We start from the raw sequence: 15520 nt of genomic DNA on the forward strand, positions 1-15520 counted from the left end.
CGCAGCCCTCGTCTTCTATAAAGGCGGCTCCGCCGCCGTGTGGACTTCAGTCCTAGGACCTACGCTCAATCAACTCATCCTTGCTCTTACGTACCTTCGGCAGACCCGCATACTTGTCCTCGGGCGACCTGAAACCAAGGGCAGCCATCATCACCGACGACAAGCCACGCTCCGACAAGCCCAAAATCTCATCGAAACCCGCCTTGTCGAAACCCTCCATGGGACAGGCATCAACACCGGCTACCGCAGCCGACGAAAGCAAAACGCCCAAAGAAATGTAGGCCTGACGGGCCGCCCACTGGAATCGCCCCTCGGCATCGTTCGACAGTATGGCCCCTACCATAGCGGCCCTGAAATCCTTCAAATCGTCCACCGAAACACCACGCTGATCGGCCGTACGCTCCACATAGGCATCGATGTGTTCTTCGGACAAATCCTTGTTGGCTGCAAACACCAAAATGTGCGAAGCCTCGGTCAGCTGAGGCTGACCGTAGGCGGCCTCCTTCAGCTTAGCCCGTAAAGCAGGATCCTCTACCAAAACCACCTCAAAGGGCTGCAAACCATAAGAAGTAGGTGCCAGATTAACGGCATCAAGGAGCATCTCCAACTGTTCCGAACTCAATTTTTTATCGGCATTAAAACGCTTGGTGGCGTAACGCCACTGCAAAGATTCACGAATATCCATGTTCGTCTGTTTAAAAGAATCTATTAAAAAAAATCTGTTCAATATTTTATAGTCCCCCTTTAAACACTTCAAGTGCCCGATGGTTCGCAGCAAGGGCTTAATAAAGACTAATAAAGTTTAAGCTGGATTTCACGCTGGGGTACTGGCGAAAATAACTTATCTTTGCACCCGAAAACCAGACAGTTCGAAACCATCCTGTCTCTAAACAAAACTAGGACCATGACAATAAACGCTTTGGCACAGCGCCTCTTGGCACTACGCCCTATGGCCGGCCTTTTATTTCCATGCCTCATTTTGTGGACGACACCTGGCTTTTTGACTGTTGACAACAACATGCAAATACAAGCCTTATGAAACGCGCAGTAATTCTTTTATCGGGGGGACTCGATTCGGCAGTTGCCTTGTGGCTGGCTAAAAGTCAGGGCTACGAAACCCATACCCTCAGCTTTGATTACGGCCAAAAACACAAGCGTGAACTGGAAGCCGCCGCCAAACTGTCGGCCCTGGCCGGAGCCAGTGACCACAGAGTGGTAGGCATCAATATGGACCAGTGGGGCGGTTCGTCGCTGACCGACAAAAACAGGGAGGTGGAAGACGGTCGTGTCGACCGCACAGACATTCCCGTGACCTACGTTCCGGCCCGCAATATGGTCTTCCTTTCATTGGCCGCCTCCTACGCCGAAGCCATTGAGGCCCAGGACATCTTTATTGGGGTGAGTCAGGTCGATTACTCAGGCTACGTCGATTGCCGAGAAAGCTTCATCAAATCCATGGAAGCAGCCATCAATCAGGGTACGGTAATGGCGGCCGAACACAACAAGCCCATACGTGTGAATGCCCCTTTTATACACAAAACCAAGTCCGACGAAATTCGTCTGGGCAAGGAACTGGGCGTACCCTTTGAACACACCTGGAGTTGCTACCGGGGCGGCGAACGTCCCTGCGGCAGCTGCGACAGCTGTCTCCTCAGGGCGCAGGCCTTTGCCGAAGCCGGGGTTGAAGACGGCGCCCTCCACGTTTAAACACCTCATCAGCAAATTTTCAAATGGCACAACTTCTGTCACTCGCCAACGAAGGCGTTTTCCCCATAACCAGAGATGCCGTGGGGCAGCTCCTTCCCCATCTCCCGGCCACAGGCATGCCCCACCCGGGCACGGTACAAGGAGAAGGCAAGCTGGCCGGCGTGCCCTCCCTCTTCGTCCGCCTGGCCTCCTGCAACCTGCGCTGCATCTGGCAGCTGCCCGACGGCAGCTACAGTCGCTGCGACACCCCCTACGCCTCCTTCGATACCCGCGAAATTCTTTCTGTCAGTCCCCAACACGTAAAACAACTGGTGGCCCATAACCTGGGACAAGTAAGGCATGTGGTACTGACCGGCGGCGAGCCCTTATTGCAAAAAGGGGCCCTCAGCGAACTGGCCCGCATGCTGAAAGAAGAATTGGGACTGCACCTGACTATGGAAACCAACGGAACCGCCTACTACGAACCGCTGGCGAAGCACATCGACCTGTTCAGCATTTCGCCCAAGCTGGAGAACTCCACCCCCAACAGTGCCAAACTGGCTGCGCTGGGCCTCCAGACTTCGGGCCCCCTCTCCTTTCATGGCCAACGCCGACGCAACATCGAAGTACTGCAGAATTACATCGATTTCTGTCGCGCCACCAACAAGGACCTGCAATTGAAATTTGTCGTGGCCCGGGCCAGCGAGGAAGAGGAGATAAAGCGCGACTTTCTGGACCAATTGCGGCACTGGCAGGCCAGCGACGTAATGCTGATGCCCCTGGGCGCCAGCATGGAAGAATTGCAGCAGACCACCCCTCTGGTACTGGACATGGCCATACGCAACGGCTGGCGTTTTACACCACGTGTACACATCGAACTCTTTGGCAGTAAACCCGGCGTATAAACCCCGTCCCTGCCGCCACCAAACACAAGCACTATGGAACCCATCGAAGGCAAAATACTCGGCAAACAAGTCGACTACCCCCAGCATTACAGTCCCCACATACTCGTGGCCGTACCCCGCGCCCTCAATCGCGAAATGTATGGTCTGGACGAGCAGGCCCTGCCCTTTTGTGGCAAAGACGTATGGCACGCCTACGAGCTGAGCTTCCTTACCCAAAAAGGCTTGCCGGTGGCGGGACTCCTCAAATTCACCTATCCGGCCCACTCTGCCTTCCTGGTCGAAAGCAAGTCCCTGAAACTCTATCTCAACGGCTTTAACATGAGCCGCTACGGCCAATCACCGGAGGAGGGCCTGCAAGAGGTCCTGAACCTCATACGTAAAGATTTGGAGGAACTCCTGCAGACGCAGGTGGACTTAAGTTTTCATCAGGGCAGCGCACAAGCCAGCGCCTTCGATTTTAAGGACTATGAGCTTTTAGAACAGCTGCCGGAAAGCCGGCAGCTGAACTTCGACGACTTTAAGGAAAATCCGGCACTGCTGACTGCTGCTGACCAGCAAGGCGTCTTTCAGGTGGCGACCCACCTGCTGCGCAGCAACTGTAAAATTACGCATCAACCCGACTGGGGCAGCGCCTATATCCATATTAAAGGGGCCTGTTTGCCCGACAAAGGGGCCCTGCTGCGCTACCTGGTTTCCATTCGCAACGAGAACCATTTTCACGAAGAAATCTGTGAAATGATTTACAAGCGGCTGTGGGACCGTTTTGAACCGGAAGAATTGATGGTCAGCTGTATTTATACCCGTCGCGGCGGCATCGACATTTGTCCCCTCCGCGCCAGTTCCACCCATCTTTTACCACAACACCTGGCCAACGCCGCCAGCTTATCCCAAAAATTATTGCAGCAATAAGTCGCAGTGGTACCACACGAACAGGCAGAAAACAATAAGAAGATTAAAAAATCTTTTTATATTTGTCTCCACATTAAAACCACCACTTATGTTGCGAGAAGTAGTACACATAGATGAGGAACTTTGCGATGGTTGCGGCGAGTGCGTACCGGGCTGTCACGAAGGTGCCCTCCAAATCATCGACGGCAAGGCCCGTTTGATTTCCGACTTATTGTGCGACGGACTGGGTGCCTGCATCGGCTCCTGCCCCCAGGGCGCCATTACCATGGAGCAACGAGAGGCAGAGCCTTACGACGAAATCAAGGTGATTCGCCTGATCATTCCCAAAGGAAAAAACACCGTAGTGGCCCACCTCAAACACTTACGCGACCACAACGAAACGGCCTATATGCGCCAGGCCATGGAATACATGCAGTTGTACCGCGACGACCTGCCTTTTAATCTCGACGAAGTCATTCGGGAAATGCATCGCCCCAAAATCGGCGTAATGAAGCAGGCCCACGGTGGTGGCTGTCCCGGTTCGGCCGAGCGCAAAATTCAAAAGCCTCAGACGCCGTCTTTTACAGCAACAACCACCGGAGGCGCCTCAGAGTTGCGCCAATGGCCTGTTCAGATGCACCTCATCAATCCGGCCTCCAGTCTTTTTGCCGGCAGCGATATGGTACTGGCCGCCGATTGTGCCGCCTTTGCCATGGGCGATTTCCATACACGCATCCTCAAGGGCAAAACAGTAGGCATAGCCTGTCCCAAACTCGACCAGAGGAGCGACATTTATCAGCAAAAGCTCGTGCGCCTCATCGATGAGGCCCGCATCAATACCCTCACCGTGGTCGTTATGGAAGTACCCTGCTGCTCGGGCCTCCTGCAGATGGCTCAACAGGCCATAGCGTCCAGCACACGCAAAATCCCCTTAAAAATGCTTCGCATCTCCATCGAAGGCGAAGTGCTGCAAGAAGACTGGGTATAACCAAGAAGAAGACCTTACCGGGCGTTTCGTGCCAAACGAAACCCTTGGTCGGGCCCCTTTCCGCTGGCTTCAAACAAGCCACGATAGGTGACCTCACAGGCATGTTCGCCACCCAGCCAACCGCCACCACGCCAAACGCGTCCGTATCCAGCCGCCAGCTCCTCATCCTCATACCAATCCCAACACCATTCCCTAACATTACCCGACATATCGTACAATCCCCATTTGTTGGACTGTTTCAGTCCCACGGCCTTAGTACGTCCTTTATTTTTTTCAATATGTTCCCATTTCCAATCGCCTTCTAAGTACTCCTCCCCGGAATTACGCCAATACCAGGCCACCTCATCGATACGATTGCTTCCACTGTACTTTTTCCTGCTGCCTCCAGCCGTGGCAGCATATGCCCATTCCATTTCCGTTGGCAAACGATACCCATTTGCTTCGGGGTTTACTTCGACCAGCCACTTAACACTGTCGAGTTGGTTAAAATTGACCGTATCCAGAGCTTGCTTATTCACTATATAATAGGGTTCAAATCCCTCCGTGATGCTTCGTTTGTTACAGTAGTCGATACAATCGTACCAACTCACCATTTCCACGGGCCGCTTTGCTCCTTTAAATGCCGAAGGATTATAGCCCATTACTTCCTCCCATTGTGCTTGTGTAACCTCGTGGATGCCCAAATAAAAATCATTTATCCTCACCAGTTCTTCCTCCACACCCGCTGAACAAGCCAACAAACACTTCAATACAAAAATGCCTGCAAAAAATCTCCAAAACTTCATACATCTGTGCTTTTTGTTAATAGTGCGTTGCCTGCAAAAACTCATTTGCAGGCAACGCAAAAAACAGTTCTGCCATAACTGAAACTAAATGTTGAATTATTGAACTGCTACAAAGCGCCACTGCGCATTTACGTGCGTAGTATTGGCATACAGACTTACTGCCGCACCATTTGTAGTCCGCCCGTAACCATCCAAATACATACCAGTACCCCGGTTCTTCAAGCGATAATAACCATCTCCGGCTGATTCTAAGCTCCACTGAGCATTTACATGGCTTGTATTGGCATACTGCCCACAATTCTCACCATTCGTAGTCCTTCCCATTCCGTCGATATACAAACCGGTTGCACGATTCTTGATGCGCTCATAACCATCGGCCGCCTCACGAATCCATTGCGCATTTTCTGATGTCGTATTGGCATATTGTCCCAGATCATCCCCGTCGCTTGTTCGAGCCATACCATCAAGGAACAAACCAGTGGCACGATTTTGAATGCGATAAAACTGTGAACTACCACCTGTTTCGCCACCTGTATTGCCACCTGTACTGCTTCCACCTTCCCAAACGGTTAAATTCGCATACCCCTGACTGTTGCCGCCATAGGCCTCAGTCAACATAATGGCGTAAGCATTCCAGGTATTACCCAAACCCAAACCAGCGGCCCCCCAGGCATTAACGTGATTGGCAAAAGTGATGGTCCGACTCTCACCAACCGGAGCCATGGATCGCCGTGTACTGAACACCTGACGAAAAGTCTGTGTTCCGTCAATCGACGGAGCATTATAGCGCATTGCGGTATATATATCGTAAGTACCTCCATCAGAAGTAACACTACCACGATATTCGCCCGTAGGTCTCGACGCACCCCAACGCTCATTTACATAGTACTCGATCAGCGGATTCCTTGTCCATCCGTAATAGGCTATACTCCCCCCACCAGAATGCGTATGCGCACCTATATTATACCCAACCACCCGTGTAGCCGATCCCGTACTCCATCCTTTACCGCAAGTAAAATTCCCGGTATAATCCCAGGAAACCGAATAGTTTCCTCCTTCTCCATTCTCATAATCTACATAGCCCCCTCTATCGTCGGTCCACAAGAACCAAAAAAATCCATCATGCGTGCTTGAGGTATAGGATTTTAAAGGCGCCTCTAAAGTATCTTCACCGAGGAGGTCCATTTCATCTGTGTCTTCAGAACATCCGACAAACAATAACAGCAAAAGTATTGCTGAACCCAATAAATTTTTCATTTAACTCTTTTTTGTTAACAATAAAATAAGTTTGGCAGAACCAACACCACTCTGAAATTTCTACTTTCAAACAGTTAAATCAGCAGAATGATGTAAGTGTAAATTTACAAATCAATAATCCATTGATCTTTACCATTTGAGACAATCTTTTTAAGATTTGAGATAAAGCAGTGTACATATTTCAATTTTGGGACATAATAAATTTCCACCTCCGCCCATTAACTAAACATAATTACTAAACCTTAATCTTTATTCTTAGCCATTAATGACAATACTCAGCCAAACCTAAATGCAAAAATCAGTGTCCGACCAGAGGAATAAATCGTGCATTTCTCAATAATTCTCTTATTTTTGTTAGCAATCATCATTTTTTAATATGCAGCACTTCAGCGACCTGTTAACCAGCATCGATTCGGCCATTGGAGGTTCTCAATGGTTTGTTTTCCTTTTATTGGGTACCGGACTGTTCTTCACGCTCTATCTGGTATTTCCGCAGTTGCGCTACTTTAAATACGCCCTAAAGATTGTCCGTGGCAAGTTCGACCGCGACGGCGACGAAGGCGACACCAGTCACTTCCAGGCACTGACTACCGCCCTCTCGGGGACCGTGGGCACCGGTAATATTGCCGGAGTGGCCTTTGCTTTGCACCTGGGGGGACCGGCAGCGCTGTTTTGGATGCTGGTAACGGCGGTAATTGGTATGACCACCAAATTTGTGGAGGTAACCCTTTCGCACAAATACCGCGAGAAAGCACCGGATGGCTCCATAGCAGGCGGTCCCATGTACTATATGAAAAAACGCCTTTGGTTAAAGCTGCCCTCAGGGCGCACCCTACGTTTTGGAAAAGTGCTGGCGGCACTTTTTGCCGTGGCCACCGTTTTCTCCTCCTTCGGCACCGGCAACCTTCCCCAAGTCAACAGCATAGCCAACTCCCTCTGGGAAACATTTTCTATCCCCCACCTCTACACCGGTATTGTCCTGTCCATTCTCCTCGCCTTTGTGATTGTAGGCGGCATCAAACGCATCGCCAAAGTCACCCAAACCCTGGTACCGGCTATGGCCCTCATCTACTTTGCCGGCGCCATCCTGGTCATTGCCTTCAATTACGATAACATCTGGCCCTCCATGGTCGCAGTAGTCAAGGACGTATTTACCGGCTCTGCAGCCAGCGGTGGCTTTCTGGGCGCCTCCATAGCCTTTGCCTTTAACCGCGGGGTCAACCGGGGACTCTTTTCCAACGAGGCGGGACAAGGTTCCGCGCCCATAGCCCACGCGGCTGCACGGGCCCACGAGCCCGTTTCAGAGGGCCTCGTAGCCCTGCTCGAACCCTTCATCGACACCATCATCATCTGCTCCATAACCGGGATGACCCTCCTGGCCTCCGGCGTTTGGCAGGAAAAGCACGAAAATCTGTTCCAGACGGCCGATATGGAAATTCTGGACCAGCGCTATCACGAAGAGCAGGAAGAACAGCTCCAGCTCTTGGCCAATCACGTCAAGGGCTCCGCCTCGCTGCCCCTATTCAACGGAGAGCTGGAAGTAGCAGAGGGCGTAATCACCAATGAGCTAACCGTAATCCATGCCCGCTCAGTAGCTGAAAACGTACGCATACAACAAGGAGGCAAGCCCTACACCGGAAGCATTCGGGTGCGGCAGGGAAAACCCGTGGGACAACCCCAGCTCCAGTTCTACGGCCGCTCCCTGATTCACAGCGCCCCCCTAACCACCATTGCCTTTTCGCGCAGTTGGCTGGGCCCCTGGGGCAAGTACATTGTAGCGATCGGACTGCTCCTCTTTGCCTTTTCCACAGCCATCTCCTGGAGCTACTACGGCGGCCGCGCCATGGTTTACCTCTTTGGCCTGCAATCGGTCCTCTATTACAAAATTGTTTACGTTATAGGCTTCTTCCTGGCTGCCATCCTCGACACCTCCCTCATCTGGATTTTCTCCGGCATCACCATTGCGCTCATGACCATCCCCAACCTCCTGGGCATGCTGTGGCTGCACAAAGAAGTAAAAACCGAGGTAAAAAGCTTCTGGAACGAATACGCCGAACGCTTCCCCGAAGAAAAACCACCCCGCTACTAACCATGAAACACCTGCTTCACGAAATAAATTTCATCAAACCAACCCGAAGGGTTATTTTTGCAGTCTCGAAGCAACCTGAGCATTAAAACCAACACTTATTTTAAATCAAATAAGATGAAACGAAATGTGATTAGGCAAATAGTTGGAGGATTAAGTTTGACATCTGCCATGTTTGTTTTTCAAGCATGCTATGGCACTCCGCAGGATTTTGGACTTGATTTATTAATTGAAGGCCAGGTGAAATCTAAAACATCAGGGTTGCCAATTAAAGGAATTAAAGTATCTGTAGCCGACAATATGCAATACACCTGGACAAATGAAGAAGGCGAGTTTTCATTTTATACGGAAATGCTGGAAGAATTAACCCTACGATTCCAAGATGTTGATTCTATTAAAAACGGACTTCATGTTGATAAGGATACGGTATTAACAGACTTAAGCAAAGACATTTACTTAGATATAGTTCTGGAAGAAAAATAAATGCTATCATCACTTATAAAATACAGTTTCAGAAAATTTAAGGTTTCAGAAACAAAACGGCACGAACTCAATTATTTGTTTTGGGAGTGTACTACACGCTGTAATTTAAATTGCTTGCATTGTGGAAGTGATTGCTCAAAAAACAGTGTAAATAAAGATATGCCTGCTGAGGATTTCTTTGAGGCAATTGATACAATAAAGCGTATTCCACAAAATTTCACGGTTGTATTTACCGGTGGTGAGCCTCTTTTACGAAAGGATTTAGAGCTATGTGGAAAAGAACTGCGCAGACGAGGTTTTAAATGGTCGATGGTCTCAAATGGACATTTATACGATAAAGAAAGACACATTTCATTACTTAATGCAGGAATTGGTGCATTGACAATTAGTTTAGATGGCCTTAAAGAATCTCATAATTGGTTGAGAAATAATGAAAAAAGTTTCGACAAAGTAATGAATGCAGTTCAATTGGCAGCATCTTCCAATCGTTTAAACTTTGACATTGTAACTTGTGTAAACCAAAGGAATATTAATGAACTTGAACAAATAAAGAAATTACTAATTTCAAAAAATGTAAAGGCATGGAGGCTTTTTACAATTATTCCTATCGGTAGAGCCGTTCACAATCCAGAGTTACTACTGACTGACAATCAGCTTGTTCAATTAATGGACTTCATAGCAGCTTGTCGGAAATCCAAAGAAATTGATATAAAATTCAGTTGTGAGGGTTATGTTGGTAAATACGAACCATTGGTAAGGGACTCGTTCTTCTTTTGTCGGGCAGGAATTAATATTGGCTCGATTTTAATTGACGGTTCTATTTCAGCATGTCCAAACATTGCCAGGTCTTTTTCACAAGGAAATATTTACAAGGATAATTTTTATTCGGTTTGGGATAATAAATTTCAACCCTTTAGAAACAGAGACTGGACAAGAATTGGGCAATGTAAAACATGCAAAGACTTTAAAGATTGTCAGGGAAACGGCTTACACAACTGGCATGGTGAAAAGAATAATGTTCTAGTTTGTCATAAGGAAAAAATCGAGACAGCCACCTACAGAGAACACCGTTAGTGAACAAACATTCCTACCGTTACAAGCATCCCTCCACTCTGGAAGGGAAGTAGTGCAAGAAGCGGCCTACAGAAAACTCCGTAATGAACAAGGATGCGTAGCGTTACAAGCACGGCCCCAGTACTGGAAGGGAAGTAGTGTAGAACAGCTGCCTTCAGAAAATTACTCGTTAGAGCGCAGATGCCTGTTGTTAAGCAGCAGCGCAAACAACAGGCATCAAGCGTAAAGAACAGGTGTTTAATGTCAGGCGCAGGAATACACTACTGCGCCTCTACCCACTTCCTCGCATTCACAAAAGCCTCCAACCACGGACTCACCTCATCCGATTTGCGCCCCTCAGGATAATGCGGCCACTGCCAAGGCAGAATGGCCCGCTCCGGGTGCGGCATCATGGCCAGGTGACGCCCATCCTGCGAACAGATGGCTGCAGTATTAAAAGCACTGCCATTCGGATTGGCCGGATAACCCTCATAACCGTAGAAACCAGGCAAGTGATAAGCATCCTTCGCTTTCGGGAAATTGAACTTGCCCTCACCGTGTGCCACCCAGACGCCCAGACGCGAACCCGCCAGAGACTGCAACATCACCGAGTGGTTTTCGGCAATTTCCATATTGATGAACTGAGATTCAAACTTATGAGATTCATTGTGCGCCATAAAAGGCTGCTCGTCGTGCTCCGGATAAACCAGTCCCAGCTCCACCATCAACTGACAACCGTTACAAATACCCAGACTTAAAGTATTGTTGCGCGCATAAAAAGCATTAAGCGCCTTTTTGGCCTTCTCGTTGTGCAGGAAGGCACCCGCCCAACCCTTGGCCGAGCCCAGCACGTCGGAGTTGCTGAAGCCGCCCACATACACCACGAAGTCGATTTCTTCCAGCGTTTCACGCCCCGAAATCAAATCGGTCATGTGTACATCCTTCACATCAAAGCCAGCCAGGTAGAGGGTGTAGGCCATTTCACGGTCGCCATTGACCCCTTTTTCACGAATAATGGCCGCCTTGGCCTTACGCGGCCCGGAAGCCGGCACCTGGGTCAAGCCCAGGGCGGACAAGGAACCTTTGAACTGGTCCGGGAAACGGTAATGCAGCGGCTGCTCCTTATAATTGGCAAAACGTGCTGCAGCCAGTTCTTCCCCACTTTGCTTACGATCAAGCAGGAAGGAAGTACGGAACCACAAGTCGCGCAAGGCATCGATGTCCAGCTCCAGCGGCTGGCCCTTGCCCGCAATACGTAACTGACGCTCAGCTGTCGGTGCACCCAGGTCCACCGCATGCACTTCATACTTGTCCAAAATGGCCTGAACCCGCTTCTGATCCTTCACCTGAACCACCACACCGGGATTCTCGCTGAAGAGGATCTTTACCAGGTCGTCTTCCTGAAAGGCGGACAAATCGATGGCTACACCATAATCCTTATTGGCAAAGCACATTTCGAGCAAGGCAATAACCAGTCCCCCCGCAGAGATGTCGTGACCGGCCAACACCAATCCCTCCTGAATCATTTCCTGCAGGGCGGCAAAACCGTCCTTAAAGTAATCGCTGTCCATCACCGTGGGCGCCTCATTGCCCAGCTGGTTCAGTATTTGGGCAAAGCTGCTGCCACCGAGTTTCAAATTGTCGAAGGACAAATCGATGTGCAGCAAACGGGTGGCGACATCCTTCTTCAATACAGGCTCTACCATCTTGCGTACATCCGACACCTCACCCACCGAACTGATGATGACGGTTCCGGGCGACATCACCTGCTCCCCGTTCTTATATTTTTGGGTCATCGACAGGGAATCCTTACCCGTAGGCACATTAATTCCCAAATCCACCACAAAGTCGCTCAAAGTCTCCACCGCCTCGTACAAACGGGCATCTTCACCGGGGTTTTTACAAGGCCACATCCAGTTGGCACTCAAACTCACCCCTTTCAATCCGTGCGTCAGCGGTGCCCAAACCAGGTTGGTCAGGGCCTCGGCCACACTCAAAATAGAGCCGGCTCCGGCATCGATCAAAGCAGCGGCGGGGGCATGCCCGATAGAGGTAGCCACCCCTTCGCGTCCGCGATAATCTATGGCCGTAACACCCAGGTTGTTCAAGGGCAGCTGTACCTCACCGGCACATTGCTGCTTAGCCACCCGGCCCGTTACCGAACGGTCCACTTTGTTCGTCAGCCAGTCCTTACAGGCCACCCCTTCAATCTGCAACACCTTTTCGAGGTATTCCTCAATAAGGGCCGAATCGTAGCGCAAAGGCGCAAAGTCAGTGGTCTGCGTACTGTCCTGCATCACCGTTTTGGGAGGATTACCAAACATATCGGCCAATTGCCAGTCGATGGGCGCATTGCCCTTGTCGTCCTCAAACTTGAAGTGCATATCGCCGGTGGTCTCTCCCACCACATACATGGGCGAACGTTCCCGTTCGGCCACCTTTTGCAAAACATCCAGGTCCTTCTCCTTCAAAACCAGTCCCATTCGCTCCTGCGACTCGTTGCCAACTATCTCACGGGCCGACAAGGTGGGGTCGCCCACCGGCAGTTTGTCGATGTGAATGGTTCCTCCGGTGGTCTCCACCAATTCGGAAAGACAGTTGAGGTGACCACCGGCACCGTGGTCGTGAATCGATACGATGGGGTTCTCGTCCCGCTCTACCATGGCGCGAATGGCGTTCATGGCGCGTTTCTGCATTTCGGGATTCGAACGCTGTACGGCATTCAACTCAATGGCATTGGCAAATTCTCCGGTGGCCACCGACGAAACGGCACCGCCACCCATACCAATGCGATAATTGTCGCCCCCCAGCAGCACCACCCGGTCGCCCTTCTTCGGGTCGTCCTTTAGTCCGTCCCGCTTGCGGGCATAGCCAATGCCACCGGCCAGCATAATCACCTTATCAAAAGCAAATTCCTTTTGTTGCTCAAAATGCTCGAAGGTCAGCAAGGAACCACAAATAAGGGGCTGACCAAATTTATTGCCGAAATCACTGGCTCCGTTGGAGGCTTTGATAAGAATCTGCTCGGGGGTTTGATACAACCAGGGGCGCTCGGGCACGTTCTTTTCCCATACCCGGCCCCCTTCGGGACGCGGATAGCTGGTCATGTAAACAGCGGTTCCTGCCAGGGGCAGGGAGCCCTTTCCGCCGGCCAAACGGTCGCGAATCTCTCCTCCCGTACCGGTGGCTGCGCCGTTAAAAGGCTCTACTGTGGTCGGGAAGTTATGGGTTTCTGCTTTCAGCGAAATGATGGACTCGAAGGGCTGTTCCCTGAAAAAATCGGGCTTGTCCTGCGAAGCCGGCGCAAACTGCACCGCCCGGGGACCTTCAACAAAGGCCACATTGTCCTTATACGCCGAGACCAGGAAATTCTTATTTTCGTTGGAGGTTCGTTTGATCAGTTGGAACAGGGTACTGGGCATTTCCTGTCCATCGATTACAAAAATGCCATTGAAGATTTTATGTCGGCAATGCTCGGAATTCACCTGAGAGAAGCCAAATACTTCGCTGTCGGTGAGTCGGCGCCCGAGGCGCTGACTCAGTTCCTCCAGATAGCTGACCTCTTCCTCACTCAGTGCCAGACCCTCCTGCTTGTTGTAGGCCGCTACATCCTCAATATACACAATGGGATCGGGCTGCTTAGCAATGGTAAACACTTCCTGATCCAAACCCTTATAAAGGCGCTGCAACATAGGGTCAAAGTCCACCTCTGCGCTGGCTGCCTTAAAAAATTCTTCGATGCGGATGATTCCGTTGATGCCCATATTCTGGGTAATTTCTACCGCGTTGGTGCTCCAGGGCGTAATCATCTCGCGACGTGGACCAACAAAAAAGCCGTCCAGTTTATCGGCTTGCAATAATTTTGCGCCACTGAACAGCCATTCCAATTTGATGACATCTGCCTGCGGCAGTTGTACCGAAGTATGTACTGCCAATACCTGAGCGGCTTTGCCCTCGAAAAAAAGCACCATGAAGTTTAGATTTGGAAGGTTTATAATCAATTCCGTTGCAAATTTAATCAAAAGCCCCCATCGCACCAACTAAAAAAACACTAATTGCCACCAAAAGCAAAGCCGCCGCAAGGTGCTGTGAGAACCCTGCGGCGGCTTTAATGATTTATACCGAAGTTCAGCTTATTCAAGGCGACGTGCCCCGTCGCCCACATCGGCAATGTAAAATTCGGGCTTAAGACCGGTCCGCTTTTCATAGGCGGGACCGACTTCAGCAATGAAACGATCAACAGCAGCTTCCTTAACAATGCTCACGGTACAACCGCCAAAACCTGCACCGGTCATTCGGGAGCCCACCACGCCTTCAATGCGCCAGGCCTCCTCTACCAATGCATCCAGCTCAATCCCGGTCACCTCATAATCGTCGCGCAACGAAACATGCGAAGCATTCATCAACTGCCCAAACTCCGCCAGATTGTTCTGCTCCAAAGCCTTCATTGCATCCAGCACACGCTGGTTTTCGGTAATTACGTGACGGGCCCTGCGCAACAAAACCTCCTTCGACAGCTTGCTGTGCAAGTCATTAAACATATCGAAAGAAATATCACTGAGGGTTTCAAACTTACCTTCGGTATTCATTTCGGCTAAAGCCTGCTCACACTCCGAGCGGCGCTCATTGTACTTCGAATCGGCCAGTCCCCTGCGCTTATTGGTATTGCTGATTACAATCTTATAGCCATCGAGTTTCAGCGGCACCGCCTCCCATTTTAAGGTGTCGCATTTCAAAGCCAGCGCATGATTTTCCTTACCCATACCCACGGCAAACTGGTCCATAATGCCGCAGTTCACCCCTACAAACTGGTTTTCGGCATCCTGCGAAAGTTTTACCATATCCATCATAGCCAGCTTTCCGCCAAACAAATCGTTGATCAGCACCGAAGTCACCAATTCAATAGAAGCAGAAGACGAAAGTCCCGCGCCATTGGGAATGTTGCCGCTGTACAGCAAATCCATGCCCTCCACCTTAGTTCCCTTTTTGGCAAATTGATCGATTACCCCGAGCGGGTAATTCACCCAGGCCCCATCGGGCTGCAGTTCGCCCAGCTTATCCAGCGTCAGTTCCACCTTCAAGTCCATATTGGTGCTGGCAAAACGGACCACCTTCTCGTTGTTTCTACGCACCAACAGGTAGGTGCCAAAATTAAGGGCACAAGGAAAAACATAGCCCCCGTTGTAATCGGTATGTTCTCCTATCAAATTAACCCGTCCGGGCGAAAAGAATAGCGCTTCGGCCTCCTTCTGGTAAAGGTCTTTGAAAGACTTCTTCAATGCTTCGGTGTTCATAGTGATGTATGGTTTAATTGCTTATGTTTGTTGAGAACTACAAAAATAAGGATAATTTTAAGACCACCAGAAAATACAGTAAAAACTACTTTTAA

12 protein-coding genes are annotated in these 15520 nt (G+C 50.2%); 7 read left to right on the forward strand and 5 right to left on the reverse strand.

Annotated features, from left to right (window positions below):
* Nucleotides 1-52 precede the first annotated feature (52 nt).
* Complete coding sequence (locus B4W65_RS09970) at nt 53-685, reverse strand: NAD(P)H-dependent oxidoreductase (RefSeq protein WP_088655008.1); 633 nt, start codon at nt 683-685, stop codon at nt 53-55.
* 350 nt (nt 686-1035) lie between these two features.
* Here B4W65_RS09970 and queC point away from each other — a divergent pair, with 350 nt between their 5' ends.
* The 4 genes from queC (at nt 1036) to B4W65_RS09995 (ending at nt 4467) form a co-directional block, all read left to right on the forward strand.
* On the forward strand, nt 1036-1707 hold the full coding sequence (gene queC / locus B4W65_RS09980; RefSeq protein WP_088655010.1) for a 7-cyano-7-deazaguanine synthase QueC: 672 nt from the start codon (nt 1036-1038) through the stop codon (nt 1705-1707).
* A gap of 23 nt (nt 1708-1730) precedes the next feature.
* A complete protein-coding gene (locus tag B4W65_RS09985) occupies nt 1731-2591 on the forward strand; it encodes a 7-carboxy-7-deazaguanine synthase QueE (RefSeq protein WP_088655011.1) in 861 nt (286 codons plus the stop codon).
* 33 nt (nt 2592-2624) lie between these two features.
* A complete protein-coding gene (locus B4W65_RS09990) occupies nt 2625-3500 on the forward strand; it encodes an NADPH-dependent 7-cyano-7-deazaguanine reductase QueF (protein WP_088655012.1) in 876 nt (291 codons plus the stop codon).
* An 88-nt stretch (nt 3501-3588) separates the two neighbouring features.
* The gene (locus tag B4W65_RS09995; RefSeq protein WP_088655013.1) at nt 3589-4467 is read left to right on the forward strand and encodes an ATP-binding protein; all 879 of its coding nucleotides are present in this window, start codon (nt 3589-3591) and stop codon (nt 4465-4467) included.
* 14 nt (nt 4468-4481) lie between these two features.
* Here the strand turns inward: B4W65_RS09995 and B4W65_RS10000 are convergent, their stop codons facing one another.
* Both B4W65_RS10000 and B4W65_RS10005 read right to left on the reverse strand, forming a co-directional pair.
* Complete coding sequence (locus B4W65_RS10000; protein ID WP_240509538.1) at nt 4482-5252, reverse strand: formylglycine-generating enzyme family protein; 771 nt, start codon at nt 5250-5252, stop codon at nt 4482-4484.
* A 96-nt stretch (nt 5253-5348) separates the two neighbouring features.
* The gene (locus B4W65_RS10005; RefSeq protein WP_088655015.1) at nt 5349-6509 is read right to left on the reverse strand and encodes a glycoside hydrolase family 11 protein; all 1161 of its coding nucleotides are present in this window, start codon (nt 6507-6509) and stop codon (nt 5349-5351) included.
* Nucleotides 6510-6885: 376 nt separating this feature from the next.
* Here B4W65_RS10005 and B4W65_RS10010 point away from each other — a divergent pair, with 376 nt between their 5' ends.
* From B4W65_RS10010 to B4W65_RS10020, 3 genes are all read left to right on the forward strand, one after another.
* A complete protein-coding gene (locus tag B4W65_RS10010; protein WP_088655016.1) occupies nt 6886-8598 on the forward strand; it encodes an alanine/glycine:cation symporter family protein in 1713 nt (570 codons plus the stop codon).
* 114 nt (nt 8599-8712) lie between these two features.
* Complete coding sequence (locus B4W65_RS10015; RefSeq protein WP_088655017.1) at nt 8713-9078, forward strand: peptidase associated/transthyretin-like domain-containing protein; 366 nt, start codon at nt 8713-8715, stop codon at nt 9076-9078.
* A complete protein-coding gene (locus B4W65_RS10020) occupies nt 9079-10152 on the forward strand; it encodes a TIGR04133 family radical SAM/SPASM protein (protein WP_088655018.1) in 1074 nt (357 codons plus the stop codon).
* A 260-nt stretch (nt 10153-10412) separates the two neighbouring features.
* On the opposite strand, the gene purL is transcribed toward B4W65_RS10020, so the two are convergent.
* Nucleotides 10413-14102, reverse strand: a complete 3690-nt coding sequence (gene purL / locus B4W65_RS10025) for a phosphoribosylformylglycinamidine synthase (RefSeq protein WP_088655019.1) — start codon at nt 14100-14102, stop codon at nt 10413-10415.
* A 162-nt stretch (nt 14103-14264) separates the two neighbouring features.
* The gene (locus B4W65_RS10030) at nt 14265-15425 is read right to left on the reverse strand and encodes a galactokinase (RefSeq protein WP_088655020.1); all 1161 of its coding nucleotides are present in this window, start codon (nt 15423-15425) and stop codon (nt 14265-14267) included.
* Nucleotides 15426-15520: the final 95 nt, after the last annotated feature.

The sequence above is a fragment of the Geofilum rhodophaeum genome (assembly GCF_002210225.1).
Classification (GTDB): Bacteria; Bacteroidota; Bacteroidia; order Bacteroidales; family Marinilabiliaceae; genus Geofilum; species Geofilum rhodophaeum.